Origin of the sequence: Allobosea spartocytisi (assembly GCF_014764685.1) — a bacterium.
GTDB classification, from domain to species: domain Bacteria; phylum Pseudomonadota; class Alphaproteobacteria; order Rhizobiales; family Beijerinckiaceae; genus Allobosea; species Allobosea spartocytisi.
On the sequence record NZ_JACXWY010000004.1, the window covers coordinates 123792 to 149725 of the forward strand.

24 protein-coding genes are annotated in these 25934 nt (G+C 66.6%); 14 read left to right on the plus strand and 10 right to left on the minus strand.

Annotated features, from left to right (window positions below; all coding sequences use genetic code 11):
* Positions 1 to 112: 112 nt before the first annotated feature.
* Complete coding sequence (locus IED13_RS08125) at positions 113 to 616, minus strand: rhodanese-like domain-containing protein (RefSeq protein ID WP_191123877.1); 504 nt, start codon at positions 614 to 616, stop codon at positions 113 to 115.
* On the opposite strand from IED13_RS08125, the gene IED13_RS08130 reads away from it, so the two are divergent.
* A complete protein-coding gene (locus tag IED13_RS08130) occupies positions 615 to 2015 on the plus strand; it encodes a hypothetical protein (RefSeq protein ID WP_191123878.1) in 1401 nt (466 codons plus the stop codon). The genes IED13_RS08125 and IED13_RS08130 overlap by 2 nt on opposite strands.
* 9 nt (positions 2016 to 2024) lie before the next feature.
* On the opposite strand, the gene IED13_RS08135 is transcribed toward IED13_RS08130, so the two are convergent.
* Positions 2025 to 3227 (minus strand): pyridoxal phosphate-dependent aminotransferase, encoded by a 1203-nt coding sequence (locus IED13_RS08135; protein ID WP_113252567.1) that lies wholly within the window; start codon positions 3225 to 3227, stop codon positions 2025 to 2027.
* A gap of 164 nt (positions 3228 to 3391) precedes the next feature.
* On the opposite strand from IED13_RS08135, the gene IED13_RS08140 reads away from it, so the two are divergent.
* The 3 genes from IED13_RS08140 (at position 3392) to IED13_RS08150 (ending at position 6194) form a co-directional block, all read left to right on the plus strand.
* On the plus strand, positions 3392 to 3880 hold the full coding sequence (locus tag IED13_RS08140; protein ID WP_191123879.1) for a YaiI/YqxD family protein: 489 nt from the start codon (positions 3392 to 3394) through the stop codon (positions 3878 to 3880).
* A gap of 90 nt (positions 3881 to 3970) precedes the next feature.
* Entirely contained in the window at positions 3971 to 4945 is a 975-nt protein-coding gene (locus tag IED13_RS08145) for a Bug family tripartite tricarboxylate transporter substrate binding protein (RefSeq protein ID WP_191123880.1), read from the plus strand.
* A gap of 130 nt (positions 4946 to 5075) precedes the next feature.
* On the plus strand, positions 5076 to 6194 hold the full coding sequence (locus IED13_RS08150; protein WP_248312496.1) for a PQQ-dependent sugar dehydrogenase: 1119 nt from the start codon (positions 5076 to 5078) through the stop codon (positions 6192 to 6194).
* Between the two features lie 19 nt (positions 6195 to 6213).
* Here the strand turns inward: IED13_RS08150 and IED13_RS08155 are convergent, their stop codons facing one another.
* Complete coding sequence (locus IED13_RS08155; protein ID WP_191123882.1) at positions 6214 to 6510, minus strand: hypothetical protein; 297 nt, start codon at positions 6508 to 6510, stop codon at positions 6214 to 6216.
* A 260-nt stretch (positions 6511 to 6770) separates the two neighbouring features.
* Here IED13_RS08155 and IED13_RS08160 point away from each other — a divergent pair, with 260 nt between their 5' ends.
* From IED13_RS08160 to IED13_RS08190, 7 genes are all read left to right on the plus strand, one after another.
* Positions 6771 to 7955 carry a lytic murein transglycosylase gene (locus tag IED13_RS08160; protein WP_038359082.1) on the plus strand — a complete coding sequence of 395 codons (1185 nt, stop codon included), beginning with the start codon at positions 6771 to 6773 and terminating at the stop codon, positions 7953 to 7955.
* Between the two features lie 77 nt (positions 7956 to 8032).
* Positions 8033 to 8422, plus strand: coding sequence for a RidA family protein (locus IED13_RS08165; RefSeq protein WP_191123883.1), 390 nt, complete (start codon positions 8033 to 8035; stop codon positions 8420 to 8422).
* 91 nt (positions 8423 to 8513) lie between these two features.
* Positions 8514 to 10103: an ABC transporter substrate-binding protein gene (locus IED13_RS08170; RefSeq protein WP_112762700.1), complete on the plus strand. Its 1590-nt coding sequence runs from the start codon at positions 8514 to 8516 to the stop codon at positions 10101 to 10103.
* Between the two features lie 141 nt (positions 10104 to 10244).
* The gene (gene leuB / locus IED13_RS08175) at positions 10245 to 11354 is read left to right on the plus strand and encodes a 3-isopropylmalate dehydrogenase (RefSeq protein WP_191123884.1); all 1110 of its coding nucleotides are present in this window, start codon (positions 10245 to 10247) and stop codon (positions 11352 to 11354) included.
* Between the two features lie 232 nt (positions 11355 to 11586).
* On the plus strand, positions 11587 to 12543 hold the full coding sequence (gene msrP, locus IED13_RS08180; RefSeq protein WP_191124028.1) for a protein-methionine-sulfoxide reductase catalytic subunit MsrP: 957 nt from the start codon (positions 11587 to 11589) through the stop codon (positions 12541 to 12543).
* A 91-nt stretch (positions 12544 to 12634) separates the two neighbouring features.
* Entirely contained in the window at positions 12635 to 13210 is a 576-nt protein-coding gene (locus tag IED13_RS08185) for a methylated-DNA--[protein]-cysteine S-methyltransferase (RefSeq protein WP_191123885.1), read from the plus strand.
* 118 nt (positions 13211 to 13328) lie between these two features.
* Positions 13329 to 13880, plus strand: coding sequence for an NADPH-dependent FMN reductase (locus IED13_RS08190; protein WP_112762698.1), 552 nt, complete (start codon positions 13329 to 13331; stop codon positions 13878 to 13880).
* 804 nt (positions 13881 to 14684) lie between these two features.
* Here the strand turns inward: IED13_RS08190 and IED13_RS08195 are convergent.
* From IED13_RS08195 to IED13_RS08205, 3 genes are all read right to left on the minus strand, one after another.
* The gene (locus IED13_RS08195; protein WP_038359069.1) at positions 14685 to 15575 is read right to left on the minus strand and encodes a LysR family transcriptional regulator; all 891 of its coding nucleotides are present in this window, start codon (positions 15573 to 15575) and stop codon (positions 14685 to 14687) included.
* Between the two features lie 143 nt (positions 15576 to 15718).
* Positions 15719 to 16684 carry a thioredoxin-disulfide reductase gene (trxB, locus tag IED13_RS08200; RefSeq protein WP_038359068.1) on the minus strand — a complete coding sequence of 322 codons (966 nt, stop codon included), beginning with the start codon at positions 16682 to 16684 and terminating at the stop codon, positions 15719 to 15721.
* A gap of 82 nt (positions 16685 to 16766) precedes the next feature.
* Positions 16767 to 17777: a mitochondrial fission ELM1 family protein gene (locus IED13_RS08205; protein ID WP_191123886.1), complete on the minus strand. Its 1011-nt coding sequence runs from the start codon at positions 17775 to 17777 to the stop codon at positions 16767 to 16769.
* A 61-nt stretch (positions 17778 to 17838) separates the two neighbouring features.
* On the opposite strand from IED13_RS08205, the gene IED13_RS08210 reads away from it, so the two are divergent.
* Positions 17839 to 18303, plus strand: a complete 465-nt coding sequence (locus IED13_RS08210; RefSeq protein ID WP_038359067.1) for an Lrp/AsnC family transcriptional regulator — start codon at positions 17839 to 17841, stop codon at positions 18301 to 18303.
* A gap of 7 nt (positions 18304 to 18310) precedes the next feature.
* On the opposite strand, the gene IED13_RS08215 is transcribed toward IED13_RS08210, so the two are convergent.
* The 4 genes from IED13_RS08215 to IED13_RS08230 form a co-directional block, all read right to left on the minus strand.
* A complete protein-coding gene (locus tag IED13_RS08215) occupies positions 18311 to 18820 on the minus strand; it encodes a hypothetical protein (RefSeq protein WP_112762695.1) in 510 nt (169 codons plus the stop codon).
* Positions 18821 to 18896: 76 nt separating this feature from the next.
* On the minus strand, positions 18897 to 19370 hold the full coding sequence (greA, locus tag IED13_RS08220) for a transcription elongation factor GreA (RefSeq protein ID WP_038359065.1): 474 nt from the start codon (positions 19368 to 19370) through the stop codon (positions 18897 to 18899).
* Positions 19371 to 19479: 109 nt separating this feature from the next.
* Positions 19480 to 22797, minus strand: a complete 3318-nt coding sequence (gene carB, locus IED13_RS08225; protein WP_038359064.1) for a carbamoyl-phosphate synthase large subunit — start codon at positions 22795 to 22797, stop codon at positions 19480 to 19482.
* Positions 22798 to 22940: 143 nt separating this feature from the next.
* Positions 22941 to 24155: an MFS transporter gene (locus tag IED13_RS08230; protein ID WP_113252559.1), complete on the minus strand. Its 1215-nt coding sequence runs from the start codon at positions 24153 to 24155 to the stop codon at positions 22941 to 22943.
* 105 nt (positions 24156 to 24260) lie between these two features.
* Between IED13_RS08230 and IED13_RS08235 the strand changes: the two genes are divergently transcribed.
* A complete protein-coding gene (locus tag IED13_RS08235; protein WP_248311088.1) occupies positions 24261 to 24665 on the plus strand; it encodes an ArsR/SmtB family transcription factor in 405 nt (134 codons plus the stop codon).
* A 117-nt stretch (positions 24666 to 24782) separates the two neighbouring features.
* The gene (locus IED13_RS08240) at positions 24783 to 25844 is read left to right on the plus strand and encodes a class I SAM-dependent methyltransferase (RefSeq protein ID WP_191123887.1); all 1062 of its coding nucleotides are present in this window, start codon (positions 24783 to 24785) and stop codon (positions 25842 to 25844) included.
* The last annotated feature ends 90 nt before the right edge of the window (positions 25845 to 25934 follow it).

Genomic DNA, 25934 nt, shown 5'->3' on the forward strand with positions numbered 1-25934 from the left:
CCGACCTCCGTGGGAAGAAGGTGGCGGCGCGAAGCGCTGACGGATGAGGAAGGGCAGCGCTAACGGTCCTCATCCGCCTGCCGGCACCTTCTCCCCCGAGGGGAGAAGGACGCTAACGATACTCCGTCACCGGCAGCTTCTCCGCCAGCCAGCCGCCCGGCCCGAGCATGCCTCCCCGCACTGCCACGAGATCGCGCCAGCCTCGGCCGCCGAGCTTCTGCGCCGTGGCGACCGCCTGTGCGCCGGTGCGGTCGATCAGGGCGATGCGCTTGGCCGGGTGGTCGAGACGCAGCCCCGCCAGCCTGACCTCGAAGGCTGTGGCGTCGACATCGAGCGGGATCGCGCCCTGCGGCAGGCCGGTATCGCTCCACTCGCCCGGAGACCGGATGTCGACGAGGAGGAGGCGCCCACCGGATTGCTCTCCATGCGCTTCCTGGACCGTGATGGAGCCCGGTGCCGGCGAGCCCGCTCCCTGCGCGGCAGCCCCGCCAGCCATTGCCGCCCAGAGAGCCAGGGCCGGCAGCAGCGCAGCGAGACACCTTCCCTTTCGTGACGTTGACCGGGCCGTGGTCTTGAGGCCAGCGTGGTGCGGCGTGATCGATACGGGGTAGGGCATGCGGGCTTTCTTGCTGGTGGTGACCGCGGCGGCGGTGGCGCTGCTGGTTTCCCAACTGGCACGCCGACCGTTTCGCAGCGCCGAAGCGTTGCCGGCTGGAACGCAGAATCTAGAGCAACCCGGCCCGTTGCGCATCCGTGTCGGTGGGCGCGAGCGCATGGTGCAGCTCGATGCCCTGCTGCGCTACGGCGCAACGGCCGAGAACATTCTCTGCCGGCCGCAAGATGGTACGACGCCCGACGACTGGCGCCGCGTGGCCTGCGGCGGCAAGGCCGAACAGGATGAGGACGATGCCCAGTCACGCGGCGATGCCGCAATGCTGGAGGCTGCCAGCATCTTGCGCCAGGCGGAGAAGCGACCGCTTGCCGAGCGTGAGCGGCTGGTGCGCGACGCCAACGGTTTCGTCCTGCTGGCGTTGCGCAGCGATGCCTTCGAGACGCGGCCGGTGCCACCGGTCCATGTCTATGAGGATCTCGCCGACCAGTCCGATGACGGGCGGCTGCACGATATCGCGTCCGAGCTCTGGCTGGTTACCGCAGCCTTCTGTCCCGATGGCGAACGGCAATGCCGCCTCTCCAATCTGCGTCAGTCCGGCCGCAGCCTCGTCAATGCCGGGCGATGGTTCAACGACACGGTGCGGCTGCGCCTGGCCGCCGAGCGATTGCGCGAGGTGCTCCGGGAACAGGGGAACGATATCGATCCGGATGAGCGCTTTTCGCTGGCGAACGATATCGGCAACGCCTTCAGCTATGCCTCGGCTTTCGCACCGGCGGGCGAGCGATTGCCGCTGATCGACCAGGCGATCGCCGCCTATGAGGCGGAACTCGCCCAGGCGGAAGCCAAGGCACCGTCCTTCGATTCCGGCAGGCTCTGGCAGAACGTCGGAGCGGCCTATTTCGATCGCGGTGCGATCAGCAACAGCAAGAAGGATTTCGAGCGCGGCATTGCCTTCTACGAGAAGAGCCTGCCGCTCTTCGACCGCTCTCGCTTCCGACAATCCTGGGCGCGCGCGAAGTCGAATCTGGGAGCGGCTCGCAGTCGAATGGCGCTCGCGGAAAACGATCTGGCACTGCACGACGCGGCCCTGCGCGACCAGGAGGACTCGATCGCCGCCTTCGAGGAAGGCCAGGAGAAGCTCGATGCCGATTATGGGCGCTACCGGCTGGCGAAAAGCCTCGATGCCAAGGCGCGTAGCGCCGATGCGCTCGCGAGGCAGCTCGGGGATGGAGAAGAAGGGCGGCGCGCCGATCTGGAGAAGACAGCGAGGCTGTGTCGCGCTGAGGCGCTCAAGCTGCTGGAGCGGGCCGGGGAAGCGTTTCGCCGCTCCGGCTCGCGGGATTATCTGGCCTGGGTCGAACGCCTGACCACCGAGATCAGGAGCGCGACACCGGGGCCGTGAGCGCGCGGCTCAGCGCAGCTCGGCGCAGAAACGCTGGATGCGGCGGCAGGCCTCTTCCAGCTTCTCGTCCGACGTCGCGTAGGAGATGCGGAAGTTGGGGCCCAGCCCGAAGGAGGAGCCGTGCACGGCCGCGACGGCTTCCGTCTCGAGCAGGCCCAGCACGAGGTCCTCGTCCGTCTCGACCTTCTTGCCGTTCGGCATGGTCTTGCCGATCAGCTCCGAGCAGTCGGGATAGACGTAGAAGGCGCCTTCCGGCATCGGGCACTTCAGGCCGCGGGTCTGGTTCAGCATGGAGACGACGAGGTCGCGGCGACGCTCGAAAGCCTTCTTGAACACCGGCAGATGGTCCTGCGTGCCGTCGAGAGCCTCGACGGCAGCCCATTGCGAGATCGCCGAGGTGCCCGAGGTCTGCTGGCCCTGGACCATGTCCATGGCGTTGATCAGGTGCTGCGGGCCGGCCGCATAGCCGATGCGCCAGCCGGTCATCGCATAGGCCTTGGAGACGCCGTTCATGGTGAGCGTGCGCTCGTAGAGTGCTGGCTCGATCTGCGCCGGGGTGACGAATTTGAAGTCGCCATAGACGAGGTGCTCGTACATGTCGTCCGTCAGGATCCAGACATGGGGATGGCGCATCAGCACGTCGGTGAGCTTCTTCAGCTCGTCATGGGTGTAGGCGGCGCCCGAGGGGTTCGAAGGCGAATTCAGGATCACCCATTTGGTCTTCGGGGTGATGGCCTTCTCCAGGGCTTCCGGCTGGAGCTTGAAATTGTCCTTCAGATAGGTCTGGGCGAAGGTCGCGGTGCCGCCGCAGAGCGCGACGATCTCGGGGTAGGTCACCCAATAGGGCGAGACGCAGATGACCTCGTCGCCCGGGTTCAGCGTGGCGAGCAGGGCATTGTAGATGACATGCTTGCCGCCGGTGCCGACGATGGTCTGGCTCGGCTTGTAGTCGAGGCCGTTCTCGCGCTTGAACTTGCGGGCGACGGCCTCGCGCAGCTGCGGAATGCCGGCGACGGGAGTGTACTTGGTCTCGCCGCGGCGGATCGCGGCGATGGCCGCCTCCTTGATATTGTCCGGCGTGTCGAAATCGGGCTCGCCCACGGAGAGCGAGATCACGTCCTTGCCCTGGGCTTTCAGATCGCGGGCCTTCTGCGTGATCGTGATGGTCGCAGACGGCTTCACGCGCTTCAGGGCTTCGGCAAGAAAGGCCATGGGACTGATCTCCGGAGGAGCGGGAGGATGAGCGCCCGGCAGGGCGCGCGCGTGGTTTAGGACTCGGTGGCGATGATCGCAAGCGCAACTGCTTGATGTTTTGCAGAAGCGTCATGAATTGTGAGCCGTTTGCCCTTGCAGGTCGGGTATGCGAAGCCCGGCTCATGACGAGCCCTGCCGGACCGATCGCCGTTTATGTTGATGCCGATGCCTGTCCGGTGAAGGACGAGGTCTATCGCGTTGCCGGCCGCCATGGCCTGCACGTCTTCGTCGTCGCCAACAGCTTCCTCAATGTGCCGCGCGAGCCTTGGATCGAGCGCGTCACCGTTCCCGGCAATTTCGATGCTGCCGATGACTGGATCGCGGAACGCGTCTCACGCGGGGCGATCGTGATCACCGCTGATATTCCGCTCGCCGATCGCTGCCTCAAGGCCGGCGCCGAGGTCATCGGGCCGACCGGCAAGCCGTTCACCGAGGCCTCGATCGGCATGGCGCTGGCGACGCGCGACATGATGGAGGATCTGCGCGCCATGGGCGTGGCGGGTGGCGGGCCGAAGCCCTTCTCGCAAAAGGACCGTTCCGCCTTCCTGCAGGCGCTCGACCTCGCCATCCAGCGGCTGAAGCGGGCCGGATTTGGCGCCGGGCAGCCATGACATCCGTGCTGCTGGACGCATGCGGCCTTTGCCCCTAAATCTCCCGGCCAATCAGCACCGCCATTCAGGCGGGCTTCCGGGAGGATATCCATGCTGCTGACCCGCCGCTCCACTCTCGGCCTGATGGCCGGCGCCGTTCTCGCTCCGTCCGTCGTCCGGGCCGAGAGCTTCCCGAGCAAGGTCGTCACCATCATCGTGCCCTATCCGGCGGGCGGCCCGACCGATGCGATCGCGCGCTTCGTCGCGCAGGACCTCTCCGTCGCCTTCGGCCACAATGTCGTGGTCGACAACCGGGCCGGCGCCTCCGGCGCGGTTGGCACCCGTGCCGTCGCCCATGCGCCAGCGGATGGCTACACCATCGTCTTCGGCAACAACCAGACGCATGGCAACAACATGTTCCTGCTGAAGGACCCCGGCTACGACGCGGTGAAGGATTTCGCGCCGCTCGCGGGCGTCGGCGCCTTCGAGCACGCCTTCGTCGTCCGCAACGATCTGCCTGCCAAGAACATCCAGGAACTGATCGCACTGGCGAAGGCCGAGCCGGGCAAGCTCAATTACGGCTCGACCGGCGTCGGCTCCGGCTCGCATCTGGCGATGGAGCTGTTCATGCAGCGCACCGGCATCAAGATGACGCATGTGCCCTTTCGCGGCGCGGCGCCGCTGGTGCAGGAGATCGTCGGCGGGCGCATCGACATCGCCAATTCGACGCTGCCGAGCGTGCTCGAACAGATCAATGCCGGCACCCTGCGTGCGCTCGCCATCGCGAGCCCCGAGCGCAACCCGCAGGCGAAGGCCATTCCGACGCTGCGCGAGCAGGGCGTGAGCAATGCCGACGCCGATTCCTGGGCCGCCTTCTTCGCGCCGGCGAAGACGCCCCAGTCGGAGCTCGACGTGCTCTCCAAGGCGATCATCGCCTCGCTCAACAAGCCGGCGACGCGCGACGCCATCGTCAAGCTCGGCTTCACGCTCAATGTGCGTGATCCGGAGGCGTTCAGGCCCCGGCTCCTCCAGGAAATCGCCAGCTGGAAGCAGATCATCACTGAGGCCGGCGTGAAGGCGGAATAGGCTCCGCCCGCCGCTCGCCGGCCGGTCCCTCACGTCGTCGTGAGCTTGCCGCAACGCCTTGGCGGATCGCTGCGTTGCCCTCTATCTCAGGCGAAGCGATGAGCGGAGGGAAGCTATGCGGCGGCTCGGGATGGCTTTGGGACTGGGGGCGGGGCTTGCGCTTGCCGGCGTGATCGCTCCCGCGAGCGCACAGAAGCGCTTTCCCTCGAGCGCCGGCGAGCTTGCGGTCGAAACCGTTGCAGGTGGGCTGGAGCACCCGTGGGGTCTCGCCTTCCTGCCGGACGGACGCATGCTGGTGACGGAGCGGCCGGGCCGGCTCAGGATCGTCGATGCCAAGGGCGAGCTGTCGCGGCCCCTCTCCGGCATCCCGAGCGTGATGGCGCGCGGGCAGGGCGGCCTGCTCGATGTGGCGCTCGATCCGGGCTTCGCTGAGAACCGGTTGGTCTACCTCTCCTATGCCGAGCCGCGACCGGGCGGCAACGGCACCAGCGTCGCCCGCGGCAGGCTGAATGAGCAGGGCACCGCGCTGACCGGCGTCGAGGTGGTCTTCCGGCAGATGCCGACGGTCAGCTCCAACCTGCATTTCGGCTCGCGGCTGGTCTTCGACCGGACCGGCGCGCTCTTCGTGACGGTCGGTGAGCGCTATACGCAGCGCGACCAGGCGCAGAATCCGGCCAACCATCTCGGCAAGATCATCCGCATCCGCCCCGACGGCAGCGCGCCGGCGGATAATCCGAAGAAGCCGGGCTGGGCTCCGGAGGTCTGGTCGATCGGCCATCGGAACGTGCAGGGCGCGGCATTGCATCCCGATACCGGCCAGCTCTGGACGGCCGAGCACGGCGCGCGCGGCGGCGACGAGATCAACACGCCGAAGGCCGGGCTGAACTATGGCTGGCCGGTCATCACCTATGGCGTCGACTACTCGGGCGCCAAGATCGGCGAGGGGACGGCGAAGCCCGGTATGGAGCAGCCGCTGTTCTACTGGGACCCGTCGATCGCGCCTTCAGGTGCCGCCTTCTATACGGGGCCGGTCTGGCCGGCCTGGAGGAATTCGCTCTTCGTCGGGGCGCTGGCCGGCAGCATGCTGGTCAGGCTGTCCACGCAGGGTGAGAAGGTGACGGGTGAGGAGCGCCTCCTCACCGATATCGGCGCGCGCATCCGCGATGTCCGGCAGGGGCCGGATGGCTTCCTTTATCTCCTCACCGACGAGACGGACGGGCAGATCCTGCGGGTGCGGCCGTCGAAATAGACGCCGAGCCGCAATCCGCTCAGGGGCCGCAATCCCACTCGCTGTCGAGGGCGTAGACGTTGCGCGTCGCCAGCTTGCCGGCGGTGTCGTAGAGGTCGCCGACATAGTAGGTCATGCCGGCGTCGTCATGATCCTCGCGCTTGACCTGCAGCGACCAGCCATAGCCGACCTTCCTGCCGTGCCAGGCGGGGTGGATGGCGCCGATCGAGGCGGAGGCGAGGATCTGGGCCCTGGAATCGCTCGGGCTGCAGGTCGGGCCGGCCAGAGCGGGCAGGGTGCCGGCAACGAGGCAGGCGGCAATCAGCAGGGTCCTCACGGGGCAGTCCTTACGAATCGGGGGCGGTCGCGGCGAGCCATATCCACTGCGCCGCGCGAAAGGCCAAGCGCTGTTGGCGCGTAGCTGTGTTGCGCTGCAACCGGGGCTGGTCAGCCCTCGGCCTGGACGATGAAGCGTCCTGCCGGTGTTCGCGTTCCGATAGCCGCGTTTTTCCTTCGCACCGCCATTCTCGCTGGTTAACCTCCGTTAACCACGCTCGCCTAGCTTCGCGGCGAATGCATTCGAATCGGCGGAGACCCATGCGCGCAATCAGACTGGCCCTGCCCCTCGTCCTCTTCGCCTCTGCCGCCTGCGCTCAGGCGGGCTTTCAGTCCTGCCTGTCCGGCCTGCGCGCCGACGCGGCGGCCAAGGGCGTCTCGGGCGCGACCTTCGACCGTGCCATGGCCGGCGTCGAGCCGGACATGAAGGTCATCGAGGCGATGAACAACCAGCCGGAGTTCAAGACTCCGATCTGGGACTATCTCGGCACGCTGGTCGATGACGAGAAGGTGGCGGAAGGGCGCAACATGCTGCGCCAGTATGCCTCCGTCTTCGCGGCGGCCGAACAGCGGTTCGGTGTCGATCGCCACACCATCGCTGCTGTCTGGGGCGTCGAAAGCGATTTCGGCAAGGCTCGGGGCAAGTGGCCGCTGGTGCAGTCGCTGGCGACCGGCGCCTGCCTTGCACCGCGCCGCAACGCCTTCTTCAAGGGCGAGCTGATCGCGACGCTACAGATCATCCAGCGCGGCGATGTTCGGCCGGATCGGCTCTTCGGCTCCTGGGCCGGAGCCTTCGGGCACACCCAGTTCATTCCCTCGACCTATCTCAGGCTCGCCGTCGATGGCGACGGCGACGGCAAGCGAGACCTCGTCGATTCCATTCCCGACGCGCTGCACTCCACCGCAAACTTCATGGCCAAGGCCGGCTGGGTGACGGGTGCGAGCTGGGGTTACGAGGTGCGCGTGCCGGATGGCTATTCCGGGCCGAGCGGGCGCAATCCGAAGCATCCGGTCTCGACCTGGGCGGCGCGCGGCATCGTCAAGTTCGACGGTTCGCCTTTGAATGGCGCCGGCAATGCCGGGCTCCTGATGCCGGCCGGCCGCAACGGCCCGGCCTTCCTCGTCTTCAAGAATTACGATGCCGCCTACAGCTACAATGGTGCGGATTCATACGCCTTGGCGATCTCGCTCCTCTCCGATCGGCTGCGCGGCAAGCCGGGCGTGCAGGGGCAGTGGCCGACCGACGACCTGCCGCTGTCGCGCGAGCAGCGGCGCGAGCTCCAGCGCCTGCTGATCTCGCGCGGCTACAATGTCGGCGAGCCCGATGGTGCCGTGGGCTCGCTGACGCGCACGGCGATCAAGGAGATCGAGGGCAAGCTGGGCATGCCCCAGACGGGGCGGCCGGGCGAAAAGGTTCTGCGCGCGCTGAAGGGCGGGCGGGTCTGAAGGTTGCAGAAAACGGGTGGCGCCGCGGGAGCGCTTCAGAGAAGCGTTTCCGCCGCATCCAAGCTTCCGGAGACAGCATGACACGCCGCCTGATTTCCACCGGCTCGCCCTTCGAGCGCAATTTCGGCTATTCGCGCGCCGTGGTCGATGGCGATCTCGTCTTCGTCTCCGGCACGACCGGCTACGACTACGCCACCATGACGATGCCGGACGATCCGGCCGAGCAGGCGCGCAACATCTTCCGCACGATCGGCGCCGTGCTGGAGGAGGCGGGGTCGTCGCTGACGCAGGCCGTGCGGGCGCAGTACTTCGTCACCGACCGCAGCTATTGCGAGCCGGTGCTGGCGGTCTGCGGCGAATTCTTCCGCGAGATCAGGCCCGCCGCCGGCATCTATGTCGTGGCCGGGCTGCTCAAGGCGGAGATGAAGGTCGAGATCGAGGTGACCGCGCGGGCTACGGGGGGCTGATCGGAGTTGTCGACACTCTGTCGACTTTTGGTATATCTCTTGCAGGTCAGCGTGCATCAAGGCGCGTGCCTTAAGCAGAGGGAGATATGCCATGTCGATCCGTCGTCGCACTGTTCTCAAAGGTGCTGGTGCGCTTGCCGCGACAGCCTTCCTGGGTAACCGGGCCTTCTCGCAGGGAGCGGCAGCGACGCTGCGCTTCAACCCCTCGACGCCGCTGCCCTCGCTCGATCCGATCACGGCCACCAGCTACGTCATCCGCAACCACGGCTATCTGATCTACGACACGCTGTTCGCGACCGACGCGAATTTCCAGATCAAGCCGCAGATGGTCGAAGCCTGGGAGACGGCGACCGACGGGCTGAGCTGGACTTTCCGCCTCCGCGACGGGCTCTCCTTCCATGACGGCGAGCCGGTCCGCGCTGAGGACTGCATCGCGTCGATCGCCCGCTGGTCGAAGCGTGATGCCTTCGGCCAGACCTTCGCCACCTTCGTCGAAGGCTACGATGTCGTCGACCGGCGCAGCTTCCGGATTCGGCTGAAGAAGCCCTTCCCGATGATGACGTCCGCGCTGGGCAAGCTCTCGTCGAACGTGCCCTTCATCATGCCGGAACGCATCGCGCAGACCGACCACATGAAGAACATCACGGAGGCGATCGGCTCCGGCCCGTGGCGCTTCATGGACAAGCAATGGGTGCCCGGCCAGAACGCGATCTATGAGCGCTTCGCGCAATACAAGCCGCGCGAGGAGGCGCCGTCCTGGGCCGCCGGCGGCAAGATCGCCAAGATCGACCGCATCGAGTGGCTGGCGCTGACCGAAGCGGCCGCCGCGGCCGGCGCGCTGATGCAGGGAGAGCTGGACTGGTACGAGCAGCCGCCGGTCGATCTCATCCCGATGCTGAAGGGCAACAAGGACGTCGTTATCGAGAACGTGCCGCTCGGCCTGTTCCTGCTGATGCGCTTCAACCAGTTGCAGCCGCCCTTCAACAATCCGGCGATCCGCCGGGCCGTGATGGCCGCCGTCAATCAGACCGACTACATGGAGGCCGTCGTCGGCGACAAGGCCTACTACAAGGAGGCCAAGACCTTCTTCACGCCCGGCTCGCCGATGTCGAGCGGGGCGGGTGGGCAGGCCGCCATGCCGGGCAATCTCGAGAAGGCGAAGGCCATGCTCAAGGAGGCCGGCTACAAGGGGGAGAAGGTCATCCTGCTCGCCCCGGCCGACCAGCCGATCGCCTATCAGCAATGCATGGTCACCGAGGATCTGCTCAAGAAGCTCGGCATCAACGCGGAACTCGTCGCGACCGACTGGGCGAGCTTCATCGGCCGGCGCGCCAATCGCGGCCTGCCCGAGCAGGGCGGCTGGTCGGTGTTCCATACGCTCTGGTCCTGTGCGGATACGCTCAACCCGGCGCTGCATCCGCTGACGCGGACCAATGGCGGCGCGGCCTGGTTCGGCTGGCCCGACGACGCGCCGATGGAGGGGCTCCGCGACGCGTGGATCGCAACGCCGGAAGAGGCCAAGCAGAAGGAGATCGCGGCCAGGATCGAGGAACGCGGCTTCGAGGCCGTTCCCTATGTCCCCTGCGGCCTCGTCCAGCAGCCCATGGCGTTCCGCAAGAATCTGAGCGGCATGGTGCTCTCGCCGGTGCAGTTCTTCTGGAACATGGAGAAGAAGGTCTGAGCACCGCTCTCGGCGCCGGCGCATGGTCTGCCATGCGCCGGCTTCGCGCGCCTGCCGCTTGCGTCGTCACGGTTCCGCCCGTAATCACCGCCGCGAGACCGGAAACCGGTTCGGTTCACGACCAAGCGCGAGGCGACGACCATGGCGACCCACAAGCTCCTGCTGCTCCCCGGCGACGGCATCGGCCCCGAGGTGATGGGCCAGGTCGAGCAGATCGTCTCCTGGTTCGGCAAGCAGGGGCTCGGCTCCTTCGAGATCGAGAAGGGGCTCGTCGGCGGGGCCGCCTATGATGCGCACAAGCAGGCGATCTCCGAAGGCGACATGAAGCTGGCGCAAGACGCCGACGCCGTGCTGTTCGGTGCCGTCGGCGGGCCGAAATGGGCGGATGTGCCCTATCAGCACCGCCCGGAAGCCGGCCTGCTGCGCCTGCGCAAGGATCTCGGCCTGTTCGCAAACTTGCGTCCGGCGATCTGCTATCCGGCGCTGGCCTCCGCGTCGTCGCTGAAGCCCGAGGTCGTCGAAGGCCTCGACATCCTGATCGTGCGCGAGCTCACCGGCGGCGTCTATTTCGGCGAGCCGAAGGAGATCGTCACGCTGGAGGATGGCTCCAAGCGCGGCGTCGACACGCAGGTTTACACCACGCCCGAAATCGAGCGCATCTGCCGGGTCGCCTTCGAGCTGGCGCGCACCCGCCGCAACAAGGTCTCCTCGGCCGAGAAGCACAACGTCATGAAGACCGGCGTGCTCTGGAAGCAGACGGTGACCGCGCTGCACGCCGCCGAGTACAAGGATGTCGAGCTCGAGCATGTGCTCGCCGACAACTGCGCCATGCAGCTCGTGCGCCGGCCGAAGCAGTACGACGTGATCGTCTGCGACAATCTGTTCGGCGATATCCTCTCCGACGTCGCGGCGATGCTGACCGGCTCGCTCGGCATGCTGCCCTCGGCCTCGCTCGGCGCGGAAGATCCGGTCACCGGCAAGCGCAAGGCGCTCTACGAGCCCGTCCATGGCTCGGCGCCGGACATTGCCGGCAAGGGCCTGGCCAACCCGATCGCGATGATCGGTTCCTTCGCCATGGCGCTGCGCTACTCCTTCGGCGCCGGCGAGGCGGCGGACCGGCTCGAAGGCGCGATCGCCGACGTGCTCGGCTCAGGCACCCGCACCCAGGACATCGCCGCTGATGGCGCCAACGCCGTCTCGACCAGCGAGATGGGCGCCGCCATCATCAAGGCGCTGGAAGCGCGGGGCTGATCGTTATCCTTCTCCCCTTGGGGGGAAGGTGTCTGCGAGGCCGACGGACGAGGGAAGGGCCGCATAGCGGCCCTTTTTCGTTTCGGCGAGGTTCCTGCCCTCATCCGTCAGCGCTGCGCGCTGCCACCTTCTCCCCGAGGGGAGAAGGAAGACCTCCCTCTCTCCCTCGTGAATTGCCGTGACATCGCTTTCGTGGCCTAACTCGCCGCAACGAACGCGGAGTATGTCCGTCATGCTGATCAAGCGCCGCGCCGGCTGGGAATTGCCGGAGAGCGAAGCGACGCCGGAAGGCGCCTTCCTCAATCGCCGCCAACTCATGGCTGCGGGAGCCGGGCTGATCACCGGTGCGGCCCTGCCGCGTCTGGCCGCGGCCCAGACACCCGATCCGACGCTCGACCTCTACCCCGCCAAGCGCAACGAGGCCTTCAAGATCGACGTCCCGCTGACCAAGGCGGAGGACGCGGCGAACTACAATAATTTCTACGAATTCGGCATGTCGAAGGACATCGTCGACGCCTCGCAGCGGCTGGCGACGCGGCCCTGGAGCATCCAGGTCGACGGCATGGTCGAGAAGCCCTTCGAGATCGGCTTCGATGACCTCGTCCGCAAGCTGCCGCTGGAGGAGCGGCTCTATCGCTTCCGCTGCGTCGAGGCCTGGGCGATGGCCGTGCCCTGGACCGGCATTCCGCTCAAATCCTTCGTCAATCTCGCCAAGCCGCTCTCCGGTGCGAAATACATCCGCTTCGAGACCTTCCTGAACCCGCGCGTCGCGCCGGGGCAGAACCAGCGCTGGTATCCCTGGCCCTATGTCGAGGGGCTGACCATCGCCGAGGCGGCGAATGATCTGCCGCTGCTCGTCACCGGCATCTATGGCAAGCCGCTGCCGACGCAGCACGGCGCGCCGCTGCGGCTGATCACGCCGTGGAAATACGGCTTCAAATCGGTGAAATCGATCCGCAAGATCAGCTTCGTCGCGGAGCGGCCGAAGACTTTCTGGGAGGCGCTGCAGGCCAGCGAATACGGGTTCTGGGCCAATGTGAACCCGGCCGTGCCGCATCCGCGCTGGAGCCAGGCGAGCGAGCAGGTGCTGGGCTCGCGTGATCGCCGGCCGACGCTGATCTATAACGGCTATGGCGAGCAGGTCGCCGGGCTCTACAAGGGGCTGGAGGGCGAAGCCCTCTTCATGTGAGGCCCGACCTGCTGCCAGCTTTCGGGTGCCCTCAGCGCTATGCCGCGTGCTAGACCCATCCGGTCCACGCAATGGCGCCGGGAGCACGAACATGGCCACCCAGCATTTCCTTCTCTTCGAAACGGCGATCGGCATCTGTGCCCTGGTTTGGGAAGGCGAGCGCTTCATCGGCGCGCAACTGCCCGAGCGGGACGAGGCGGCGGCGCGCAAGCGTCTGGAGCGGCGCTTCCCGGAAGCCGAGGAGGCCGAGGCGCAAGGCTTCGTCGCGGACACTGTGGCCGGCATCCGCGCCTTGTTCGAGGGCGAAAAGCGCGATCTCTCGCATCTGCCGCTCGCGATCGAGCGGACGCCGGACTTCAACCGCAGGGTCTATGAAGTCGCGCTGTCGATCCCGCATGGCGAGACGTTGACCTATGGCGAGGTGGCGCAGCGCATCGGCGAGCCCGGCGCGGCGCGGGCGGTGGGCGTCGCGCTCGGCCAGAACCCTTGGCCGATCATCGTGCCCTGCCACCGCGTGCTGGCGGCCGGCGGCAAGACCGGCGGCTTCTCGGCCGATGGCGGCGTCGAGACCAAGCTTCGCATCCTGACCATCGAGAAGGCGCAGACCAGCGCCGAGCCTGGCCTGTTCGAGGCGTTGCCGCTCGCAGCCCGGCCGCCGCGTTCCTGACCACCGCCGGACCTTGGCGATTGAAACGCTGCAATGATGCGCTTGCAGCGCATCGTCTTGCGCCGGGCTCGCGGAGCCTTCTACTGTCACGGCAGTTTCCCCAACAACGAGGAATGCCATGGCCAAGTTGAAGCTCGCCATCGTCGTCGGCAGCACCCGCCGCGAATCGATCAACCGCAAGCTGGCGGAGGCTCTGGCGAAGCTCGGAGCCGATGTCTTCGAGCCTTCCTTCGTACGGATCGACGATCTTCCTCTGTTCAACCAGGATCTCGAAGCTGATCGCCCCGAGCCGACGCTGCGCCTGAAGCGCGAGATCGAGGCGGCCGATGCCATTCTGATCGTCACGCCCGAGCATAATCGCTCGATCCCGGCCGCGCTCAAGAACGCGATCGACTGGGCTTCGCGCCCCTATGGCAAGAATTCCTGGGCGGGCAAGCCGGTCGCGGTGACCGGGGCCAGCGGCGGCGCCGTCGGCACGGCGGTGGCCCAGAACGAGCTGCGCATGATCATGACCAATCTCGCCGGCGTGGTGGCCGGCGGGCAGGTCTTCATCACCTTCAAGGAAGACCTGATCGACGCGAACCACGAGATCACCAATGAAGGCACGCGCAGCTTCCTGCTGGGCTTCCTCGACGGCTTCGCCAAGATCGTCGGCAAGCTCGCCGCCTGAGCGGCAGGGATCTGGATGCGCTCTCCGGAAGGCACCGCTTCGGCGGTGCCTTTTTTGTCGGCTCGATCTGTCGGGAGCGGAGCGCCGCAACTGGGCGCGGCGCAAAAAAAGGGCCGGCGTCCCCGAGGGGAGCCGGCCTTGAAAGTTTGAAACATCTGGCTCAAACGCCAAACATCTCAGAGGGGAACGGCTGAAACGAACTCAACGCCGGGAGGAGATTGCGGAGCCCGTTCCGAACAACCGTGTACTCAATATTGTGCAGGACCTGCCGTTTTGCAATGCAGCATAGCTTGGAGCCGCCATGCGCAAGCTGCATATCTCGCTCTCAGATGCGACCAATTTGTGCCTAAATGATTGAGAAATATGCACTCATTGCAGATTGAAATTCCGACGATCTATCATCCAGGATGAAGGTTGCTAGCTTCTGCCCGTATGGCGTGCACAGTTTCTGGGCTGCCGTCATACATTTGCAGGATTTCAGTTGGTTGCTCAGCCGACTGGCTGCCTACGAATCGAGCAGGCGGCAAGGCGACAGCGGCCTGCGTTTTCATGGAGATATGGGCCGTTTCGGCCTGGGCGAACGCAGTGCCGGAGCCCGGGTCTGAAGTGCCCCTGCAAGCGCTCCGGCGCGGGCCCGGGTCAGGTCCGGGACGGTGCGGTCGTTCGTGCAAGATCAGCAGGTGGCCGGGCAGATGCCTGCGGCCGGGATGCGCAATCGCGATCCACTTTCAGGAGAAGTCCGCGCCGGGGCGGGACGCGAGCCGCCGACGTACCCGGAGGGTGCGCCGGCGATCCGCTGGGCCGTCAGTAGGTCCAGCGTTGCGCCTTCTGGATCAGGAAATCGCGGAAGACCTGGACGCGGGCGACCGACTTCATCTCTTCCGGATAGACCAGATAGCTCTCGAGCTGCGGCATCTCGGTCTCGCGCATCAGTTGCACGAGCGGCGAGCCCGTCTCGATCAGGTAGTCCGGCAGCACGGCGATGCCTGCGCCGGAATCGACGGCGCGCTTCATCGCCGTGATGTTGTTGACGACGAGATGGATCGGGCGCGGGTTGCGCTGGTCGCGGCCGATCGTGCCGAGCCAGTGCACGGCCGTGAGATAGGATGGCGAGGTGCCGCCGAAGGAGACGATCCGGTGGTTGTCGAGATCCTCGTAGCTCTTCGGCTCGCCGAAGCGCTTCACGTAAGCCGGCGAGGCATAGACGTGATAGTGCACGGTGAAGAGCTTGCGCTGGATCAGGTCCGGCTGCTGCGGCTGGCGCAGGCGGATGGCGATGTCGGCCTCGCGCATCGAGAGGTCGAGCTCCTCATCGGTCAGGATGAGGTCGACCTTGATGTCCGGATAGAGGTCGAGGAATTCGGCCAGGCGCGGCGTCAGCCAGTGCCCACCGAGGCCGCGCGTCGCCGTGACCTTGAGCTCTCCCGAGGGATGCTCGCGGGTCTCCGACAATTGCGAGCGCGTGCGCTCCAGCCGCTGCGTCATCTCGCGCGCGGCGCGCCAGAGCAATTCGCCCTGCTCGGTCAGGATCAGGCCGCGCGTATGCCGATGAAACAGCGGCGCCCGCAGCTCACGCTCAAGCGCGCCGATCTGCCGGCTCACGGCGGATTGACTCAACCCCAGAACATCGCCAGCTTTTGTGAAACTGCCTGACTCTGCGACGGTATAAAAAATTCTAATGCGGTCCCAATCCACCGCGCTTCCCCCGATATGCATTTTGTGCATGGTGGGGGATAAAGTTCTTGTCCGTCAATGCCCGGACGACAGAGATTGTTCTTTTTGGCACTGAATCTGGTGAGGGGATTCATCGATTCCAGTGATGAATCCCCGAAAAGCCCTTATTCAGCGGCTTCTCGCTGGTCGAGCGTGCTCGCCACCAGCCAGCGCTCGGCGTCGAGGGCGGCCATGCAGCCCATGCCGGCGGCGGTGACGGCCTGGCGATAGTGCTCGTCGGTGACGTCGCCGGCCGCGAAGACGCCCGGAACATTCGTCTGAGTCGTTCCCGACTCGACTTCGAGATAGCCGGTCTCGCGCATGGCGAGCTGGCCGACGAAGAGTTCGGTCGCCGGCTTGTGGCCGATGGCGATGAAGACGCCGTCGGTCTTGAGCTCGCTCTCGGCGCCGGTCTTGGTGTTGGTCAGGCGCAGATGCGTGACATTGGGCGGGGTCGTGCCACCGCAGATCTCGGCGACCTCGCTGTCCCAGATCACCTCGATCTTCGGGTGCTTGAACAGCCGGTCCTGCATCACGCGCTCGGCGCGCAAGTGGTCGCGGCGGTGGACCAGCGTGACCTTGCTGGCGAGATTGGCGAGGTAGAGCGCCTCCTCGACCGCGGTGTTGCCGCCGCCGACGACCACGACCTCCTTGTTGCGGAAGAAGAAGCCGTCGCAGGTGGCGCAGGCCGAGACGCCGAAGCCCTGGAAGCTCTGCTCGGAGGGCAGGCCGAGCCACTTCGCCTGGGCGCCGGTGGCGATGATCAGCGCGTCGCAGGAATAGGTCTCGCCACCATCGCCCCAGAGCCGGAAGGGGCGCTGCGACAGGTCGACCCTGCCGATATGGTCGGAGACCATCTTCGTGCCCATGTGCTCGGCCTGGGCGCGCATCTGCTCCATCAGCCAGGGGCCCTGGATGACGTCGGCGAAGCCCGGATAATTCTCGACATCCGTGGTGATCATGAGCTGGCCGCCGGCCTGGAGGCCAGAGATCAGCACCGGTTCCAGCATGGCGCGGGCGGCGTAGATCGCCGCCGTGTAGCCGGCGGGGCCGGAGCCGACGATCATGACGCGGGCGTGGGTGTGGGCCATCGTCTCGTTTCCTTCTCCGCGGCCGGGCCGCGCTCGACTCCGTCAGATACGGCGGCGTGGCGCCGAAACAAGGGTCGCTGCTTCAGGGGCCCGTGAGCCCGAGCGCCGCCCTGTGGCGCAGCCAGCCTTCGCGTATCGCATCGGCTATGATCGGCGTGGAGTCTATCGGCTGGTAGCGTTCGCCATCAAGCTGTCCACGGAAAGCATGCACAACGCCCTGGCGCGTCAGCGATGCGATCAGGGCGGCGATCTTGGCATGGCCGCCCTGAGGCTCGAAGACGAGAACCGGCACGCCGGTCGCCGTCGCCTCGCCGATCATGTTGGTCGAGTCCGCGGTGACCACGATGGCGTCGGCATTGGCAAGCAGGGCGATGTAGGGGTTCTCGCCGCTGCCATCCCACCACCAGCCGCCATGCCGGGCGAAGACCGCTGCCACCCCGGCGGAAAGCGCGGGCGAGGTCCGGCGCGAGGGCGAGCCCATCAGGCTCGCGCCGGAGGCGGCCAGGGCGTCGAGCTGTCGGGCGAGGCGCTCGCTATCCGCCGGGGTGAAACGATGATGCCGGCTGTCGCCGCCGACGAGCACGGCGACACGCGGCGCGGGCAGGGCGGCGATCGGCGCCGGCGGCGCTGCGCGGGCGGCGGCGAGGCGCTCGGGCGTCAGGCGATGAGGGGAGGTGGTGGTGACCAGGACATTGCCGCCGCGCAGCCGGTCATGCTCCGCGACCCAGATCAGATCGGCCGTACCGGTGCCGGTGCGCGGGTCCTTGAGGAAGACGGTGAAGGTCCGGCCATTCGAGGCCTTCCTCACCGCCCTGAGATAGGCGACGGCACGCCGGCCGGACGCGATGGCGATGTCGGGGAAGGGCGGGCGGATCGGGCTTTGCGGCCGCTCCGGTCCCTCGCGCGGGTCGATGGGGCCGCGCGGCATCAGCCAGGCGAAGGGCTTTCGCGGCGCCACCCGGCGGATCTCCGGCACGATGCCGAGCCGCTCGGCCACACCGAGGCATTGCAGCTCATCACCGGCTTTGCCGTCGGTCAGGACCCAGATCGTCGGGGCAGTTTTCTGATGCAAGGGGGCGGGCGTCTGCGGCATGCGCCTTGTATCGCCTGCCGACGCCGTCTACACCAGCGCCACCTGCCTCAGAGGACATTCATTGCCGGCGAAACTCGACGATATCGACCTGCGTATCCTGCGCGAGCTTCAGGCCGATGGGCGCATGACCAATGTCGAGTTGGCAAGCCGCGTCGGCATCTCGCCGCCCCCTTGCCTCAGGCGCGTCAGGGCGCTGGAGGAGGCCGGGTTGATCCGTGGCTACCATGCCGATCTCGACGAGCGGAAGCTGGGCTATGAGGTGGTCTGCTTCGCCTTCGTGCATCTGGCGAGCCAGGCGGAAGCCGATCTCGTCGCCTTCCAGAGCCGCATCCGTGACTGGGCGCCGGTGCGCGAATGCTGGACGCTCTCCGGCGACATCGACTTCGTGCTGAAATGCGTGGCGCCCGACCTGAAGGCGTTTCAGGATTTCGTCGGGGATCTGACGGCGCTGCCGAACGTCCGCAATGTGCGCACCGCGCTCGCCCTCGACCGGGTCAAGGACGAGCCGATCGTGCCTTTCGGCTGAGCGGCGCTCAGCCCGCGACGTAGCGCTTGATCCAGTAGGCGTTGTTGCGCGCCAGCGCCTTCAGCCGGCGCTGGTCGACATCCGGCAGATACCAGGCGCCCGCGCCACCCGAGAGTTCCGTCGACATGATCGGCCAGCTGTTGAGCGCGCGGCCGCGGCTGTCGTAGAGCGTGACGGTGCTCTCAAGATAGTCGTTGCTGGCGCCGCCATCGGCCGGCTTGCCGCCGCCACCGCCGCCGGCATAGCTCGCCAGCCAGAGGCTGCGGACCGTCACGACGAGGCGGTTGCCGGCTCCCTGACGGAATTCCGGTCCGAGGATCTCAGCCAGCGTTCGCTGAAGCTCGGCGCTGACCAGCCTGACATTGTCGCCCCAGGCATCCGTGACCGTTCGCGCGAACTCGACGCGGATCGAGCCGATGGGCGCGGCCTGTGCGAGAGCAGGCGAGAGGCCGGACGGGAGCAGGGCGAGCGATGCCCCCGCAAGCGACAATGCGAGGAAGTGGCGGCGTGTCGTCATGGCGTCGTCTCCGAAGGCCTTCGGAGATAATGTAGGAGCTCGGGCGCCGATTGCCATCGGCGCCCTGTTGCCGTGGTTAGCGGAAGGCGACTCCGACGATCTCGTAGGACTTGCCGCCGCCGGGCGTATTGACCTGCACGGAATCGCCGACCTTCTTGCCGATCAGCGCGCGCGCGATCGGCGAGCCGACCGAGACCTTGCCCGACTTCACGTCGGATTCGGGCTCGCCGACGATCTGGTAGCTCTTCTCTTCCTCGGTGTCGTCGTCGATCAGCTTGACCGTGGCGCCGAACTTGACCGTGTCGCCGCCGAGCTTGGAGACGTCGATGATGTCGGCGCGGCCGATCAGCGACTCCAGCTCCATGATGCGGCCTTCGTTCAACGACTGCGCTTCCTTCGCCGCGTGATATTCGGCGTTCTCGGAGAGGTCGCCGAGCGCACGGGCCTCGGAGATCGCCGCGATGATGCGCTGACGCTCGACCTGCTGGCGGTGCTTCAACTCCACCTCCAAAGCGGCGAAGCCGCCCGCAGTCATGGGAACCTTTTCCATTCTTTCCGTCCCGTAAGATCCGAAAGCGCGGCTGACGCCGGCCCCGTCCAAGGGTGCCGGCGCGTCCGCGCTTCCGCTCGGTATTTGAACCTCGTTGCGAGCGGCTACGTCAAGCTGCCCGTTCGAAGTAGGATTGCAGCGACCGTACTTCGAGATCGCCGCTGCTATAGGCCTTGATGCCTTCCGCCGCTGCGATCGCGCCTGCCAAGGTGGTATAATAGGGCACCTTGTGCAAGAGGGCCGAGCGCCGGAGCGAACGGGAATCGGCGAGGGCCTGCGGGCCTTCGGTGGTGTTGAAGATCAACTGGATCTCGCCGTTCTTGATCGCATCGACGACGTGCGGGCGGCCTTCCAGGACCTTGTTGATCCGGGCGGCGTCGATGCCCTGTTCCTGCAGCAGCCGGAGCGTGCCGCCGGTGGCGAGGATGCGGAAGCCGAGATCGGCCAGGATGCGCACGGCCGGCACGATGCGCGGCTTGTCGTCGTCGCGCACCGAGACGAAGACCGTGCCCTTGACCGGCACCTTGGAGCCGGCGCCGAGCTGGCTCTTGGCGAAGGCGACGTCGAAGGAACGGTCGAGGCCGATGACTTCGCCGGTCGAGCGCATCTCGGGGCCGAGCAGCACGTCGACGCCGGGGAAGCGCGCGAAGGGGAAGACCGCCTCCTTGACGCCGACATGGCCGAGGACCGCGGGCTTGAGGCCGAAGCTGCCCAGCGTCTCGCCCGCCATGATGCGCGCGGCGATCTTGGCGATGGGCTGGCCGATGACCTTGGCGACGAAGGGCACCGTGCGCGAGGCGCGCGGATTGACCTCGAGCACGTAGATCTCGCCGTCCTTGATGGCGTATTGCACGTTCATCAGCCCGCCGACATCGAGCGCGAGCGCCATCGCCTTGGTCTGGCGCTCCAGCTCGGCGATGATCGCGGGCGAGAGCGAGCGCGGCGGCAGCGAGCAGGCCGAATCGCCGGAATGGATGCCGGCCTCCTCGATATGCTCCATGATGCCGGCGATGAAGGCGTCACGACCGTCGCTGAGGCAGTCGACATCGACCTCGATGGCGTCCGACAGATAGCGGTCGAACAGCAGCGGGTTCTTGCCGAGCACCGTGTTGATCTGGCCGGTCTTGTCGTTCGGATACTTGGCCTTGACCTCGGAGGGGATCAGCGAGGGCAGGGTGCCGAGCAGATAGTCCTCGAACATCACCTCGTCGCGGATGATCGCCATGGCGCGGCCGCCGAGCACATAGGAAGGCCGCACGACGAAGGGCAGGCCGAGCTCGCCCGCGATCATGCGCGACTGCTCGACCGAATAGGCGATGCCGTTCTTCGGCTGCTTCAGGCTGAGCTTGTCGAGCAGACGCTTGAAGCGGTCGCGGTCCTCGGCGAGGTCGATCATGTCGGGCGAGGTGCCGAGGATCGGGATACCGGCCTCCTCCAGCGCGTTCGCCAGCTTGAGCGGCGTCTGGCCGCCGAACTGGACGATGACGCCGTGCAGCGTGCCGTTCTGCTTCTCGGTCTCCAGGATCTCGAGCACGTCCTCGACCGTCAGCGGCTCGAAATAGAGCCGGTCGGAGGTGTCGTAGTCGGTCGAGACCGTCTCCGGGTTGCAGTTGACCATGATGGTCTCGTAGCCGACGTCGCGCAGCGCGTAGCAGGCATGGCAGCAGCAATAGTCGAACTCGATGCCCTGGCCGATGCGGTTCGGCCCGCCGCCGAGGATGACGACCTTCTTGCGATCCGAGGGATTGGCCTCGTCGGCAACCTTGCCGGCGAAGGGCATGGCGTAGGTCGAGTACATATAGGCGGTCGGCGAGGCGAATTCGGCGGCGCAGGTGTCGATGCGCTTGTAGACGGGGCGCACCTCGAGCGAGCGGCGCAGCGCCCTGACCTCGGCCTCGGTCTTGCCGGAGACGGCGGCGAGGCGCTTGTCGGAGAAGCCCATCGCCTTGACCTGGCGGAAGGCGCCGGGGGTCTGCGGCAGGCCGAACTTGCGCACCTTCTCCTCGGTCTCGACGATCTCGCGCATCTGCTCGAGGAACCAGGGGTCGATCTTGCAGCTCTCATGGATCTCGGCGTCGGTGAAGCCCAGCCGCATCGCCTGCGCGACATGCAGGATGCGGTCGGGCGTCGGTGTCGAGATCGCCGCCTTGATCGCGTTGCGGTCGTCGCCGAGGCCCATGCCATCGACCTCGATCTCGTCGAGCCCGTCGAGGCCGGTCTCCAGCGAGCGCAAGGCCTTTTGCAACGATTCCTGGAAGGTGCGGCCGATTGCCATGGCCTCGCCGACCGACTTCATCGCGGTGGTCAGCGTCGGCTCGGAGCCGGGGAATTTCTCGAAGGCGAAGCGCGGGATCTTGGTGACGACGTAGTCGATGGTCGGCTCGAAGGAGGCCGGCGTCGCGCCGCCGGTGATGTCGTTCTCGATCTCGTCGAGCGTGTAGCCGACGGCCAACCGCGCCGCGACCTTGGCGATCGGGAAGCCGGTTGCCTTCGAGGCCAGCGCCGACGAGCGCGAGACGCGTGGGTTCATCTCGATGACGATCATGCGGCCGGTCTCGGGATCGATCGCGAACTGAACGTTCGAGCCGCCGGTCTCGACGCCGATCTCGCGCAGCACCGCCAGCGAGGCGTCGCGCATGATCTGATATTCCTTGTCGGTCAGCGTCAGCGCAGGCGCCACGGTGATCGAATCACCGGTATGGACGCCCATCGGGTCGAAGTTCTCGATCGAGCAGACGATGATGCAGTTGTCCTTCTTGTCCCGGACGACCTCCATCTCGTACTCCTTCCAGCCGAGCACGCTCTCCTCGATCAGGACCTCGCTGGTGGGGGAGGCGTCGATGCCGCGCTCGACGATGTCGATGAACTCGCCCTTGTTGTAGGCGATGCCGCCGCCGGTGCCGCCCATGGTGAAGGAGGGGCGGATGATGGCGGGAAGGCCGATGTCCTCGAGCGCGTCGAGCGCCTGGCCGAGCGTCTTGATATGGTGCGAGCGCGGCGTGGAGAGGCCGATCTTGGTCATCGCCTCGCGAAAACGCTCACGGTCCTCGGCCTTGTCGATGGCGTCGGCGGTGGCGCCGATCATCTCGACGTTGAATTTCTCCAGCACGCCCATCTTCTTGAGCGAGAGCGCGCAGTTCAGTGCCGTCTGGCCGCCCATGGTGGGCAGGAGCGCGTCGGGACGCTCCTTCTCGATGATCTTGGCGACGATCTCGGGCGTGATTGGCTCGACATAAGTCGCGTCGGCGAGATCGGGATCGGTCATGATCGTGGCCGGATTCGAGTTGACCAGGATGATGCGGTAGCCCTCGGCCTTCAGCGTCTTGCAGGCCTGGGTGCCGGAATAATCGAACTCGCAGGCCTGTCCGATGATGATGGGGCCGGCGCCGATGATCAGGATGGACTTGATGTCTGTGCGCTTGGGCATGATCTCGACCGGTCTTGGGCAGGCGCGCGCAAGGCCGGTCCGATCGGGCGAGCGGAGGCCGAGCGAGTGTCTGAATGAATGCTAGGCGCTCGCTATAGACGGGCAAGGCGGCGGGGGAAAGCTAAAAGCGCTTCCCACCCGCATCAACGCACAGGCCGTGGTGCCGGCAGCACGAGATCGATCTCCAGCGGCTTGGGCGTTCTGCGCTTGCGACGCATGGCGACGAAGAGCAGGCCGAGCGCCGCGATCTCGCAGGCGGCGCCGACGAAGCCGAGCGACCAGGTGCCGGCATGGCGCATCACCTGCTGGCCCAAAGCCGCGCCGGCGGCGATGCCGAAATAGAGGGCGGAGGCGTTGAGCGAGAGCGCGACGACGATGGCGTCCGGCGCCATTGCCGCCAGCCGCGACATCTGCGAGGGGTGGCCGGCCCAGCCCGCGCCGCTCCAGACCATGATGACGAGCGGAAGCAGATAGATCGCAATCGCCGGCGGCAGCGTCACCGCGACCAGCGAGGCCGCAAGCAGGGCCCCGGTGAGAATCGTCAGCACGACGGAGAGCGTGCGCTCGGGGCCGAAGCGGTCGCTCGCCATCCCGCCGAACTGGTTGCCGAGCGCCGAGCCGATGCCGGAGAGGACGAGCGTCGCCGCCAGCCAGGGGCCGGCGATACCGGCATGGTTCGTCAGAAAGGGCGCGATATAGGTGTAGAGGACGAAGGCGCCGGTCGTCCAAAGCATGGTCGTGCCCAACGCCAGCAGCACGTCCGAGCGGCTCGCGACCTGCAGGCGCTCGCGCAGCGTGTTGGTGCCGTGCGGCAGGCCGGCCGGGAGCCTCGCGAAGAGCCCCGCCAGCGAGAGCACGCTCAAGCCGGCGACGATCAGGAAGGCGAGATGCCAGCCGCCGAAGCCGACGACGGCGGTGCCGATCGGGATGCCGAGAATCAGCGATACGGTCATGCCGCCGGTGACCAGCGCGATGGCGCGCCCGCGCCGCTCGGGCGGAGAGATGGCCACGGCCACGGCGTTGGCGGCAGGCATGAACACGCCGGCCGCGAAGGCCATGACGACGCGCGCCAGCACGACGACGGTGAAATCCGTGGCGAAGGCGGCACCGAGATTGGCGAGGCCGAAGACCGCCATCGCACCGATCAGGACGCGCTTGCGATCGGCATCGCCCAGCACAGTGGAGAGAATCGGCGAGCCGACCGCATAGGCCAGGGCGAAGATCGAGATGAGCAGGCCGGCGGTGTCGACGGAGACACCGAGGCCGGAGGCGAGGTGAGGCAGGATGCCGGTGACGATCAGGCTGCCCGTGCCGATGGCGAAGGCGCCGCCTGCGAGCGACAAGAGACGGATGTCCATGGGAGTGATCCTTGCGGATGGTCGCTGTATCGAAGTCAGGCTTCGAAATTCAATGATCGTTGAATTAATCGCGCCTGGCGATTACCGCAAGGGTAATTTCAATGAATGTTGAATCTTGTCAGGAGTGATGCCATCGCCTATCTCGGAGGCATGAAACCGCTGTTCCATCCCGATATCGACGATGTCGCGCCGGCCGACATCTTCGCTGCGCTGGCCGATCCGATCCGGCTCGGCATTCTGGTGGCGCTCTCCGATGCAACGGAGATGGACAAGGCCCGCTGCAGCAATTTCGTCGGGCTGGCCTCGCCGTCGCTGCTCTCCTATCACTTCGCCAAGCTGCGCGAGGCCGGGATCACGCATATGCGCGTCGAGGGCACCTCGCGCTATCTCAGCATCCGGCGCGCCGATCTCGACCGGCGCTTCCCGGGATTGCTCGACAGCGTGATCGAGGCAGCGCAGCGCGACCCCAGCCTGCCGCGCGTCCCCGAGCCGGCTCAGGCAAAGGGCTGAGAGCGGACCTCTCCTTGCGTTGACATGCTTACCTAAGGGTATAGCGTTGCCGCTTCCGCGATGGCGTCGAGCCGGATCGCGTCAAGCCGGCCACGCCCTAACCCGAGGAGCATGGCCATGCGTGAAGCCGACCCTCAGAAACTCGATGCGCTGGTGGGACGTCTTGTCGGCGATGTCGGAGCGTCCGTCACCGGCTCCCTGATCGTGCTGGGCGATCAGCTCGGCCTCTACAAGGCGATGGCTGATGGCGAGCCCGTCACCTCCCGGCAACTGGCGGAGAAGACGGGCCTCAAGGAGCGCTATCTGCGCGAATGGCTCGCCGGGCAGGCCTCCGCCGGCTACATCGACTATGACGAAGGCAGCGACAGCTTCAGCCTCTCGCCGGAGCAGGCCATGGCCTTCGCGGAGGAGGACAGCCCGGCCTTCTTCGCCGGCGCCTTTGAGGTCGTCCAGTCGATGTGGATCGACGAGCCGAAGGTCGCGGAGGCCTTCCGGAGCGGTGCCGGCCTCGGCTGGCACGAGCACAGCAGGTGCCTTTTCCGCGGAACCGAGCGTTTCTTCCGGCCGGGTTACAATGCCCATCTGACGGCCGAATGGATTCCGGCGCTGGGCGATGTCGAGGCCAAGTTGCAGCGGGGCGCGACGGTTGCCGATGTCGGCTGCGGACACGGCTCTTCCACCATCCTGATGGCGCAGGCCTATCCGCAGTCGCGCTTCTACGGCTTCGACTATCACGGTCCTTCGATCGAGCGGGCGCGCGAGGCGGCGGAGAAGGCCGGCGTGGGCGACCGCATCACCTTCGAGCGCGCCTCGGCCAAGGACTTCCCGGAACGGAAATACGACCTCGTGACCATGTTCGATTGCCTGCACGACATGGGCGATCCGGTCGGTGCCGGAAAGCATGTGCGCGAGTCGCTGGCCAGGGACGGGAGCTGGATGATCGTCGAGCCCTTCGCGCATGACCATCTCAAGGACAATCTCAACCCGGTCGGGCGGATCTACTACGGGGCGTCGACGATGATCTGCACGCCGGCCTCGCTGTCGCAGGAGGTCGGCCTCGGGCTTGGCGCGCAGGCGGGGGAGATGCGCCTGCGGAAGGTTGCGCTCGATGCCGGCTTCTCGCATTTCCGCCGTGCGACGGAGACGCCGTTCAACATGGTCTTCGAGGCCCGGGCCTGACGCTGCAGGACTCGGCGAGACGTGAACCGCACCGACAGGCTGTCGCCTGAGAGGCGCGATGCAGGATGACGGGACCGCGCGAGGCAAAAA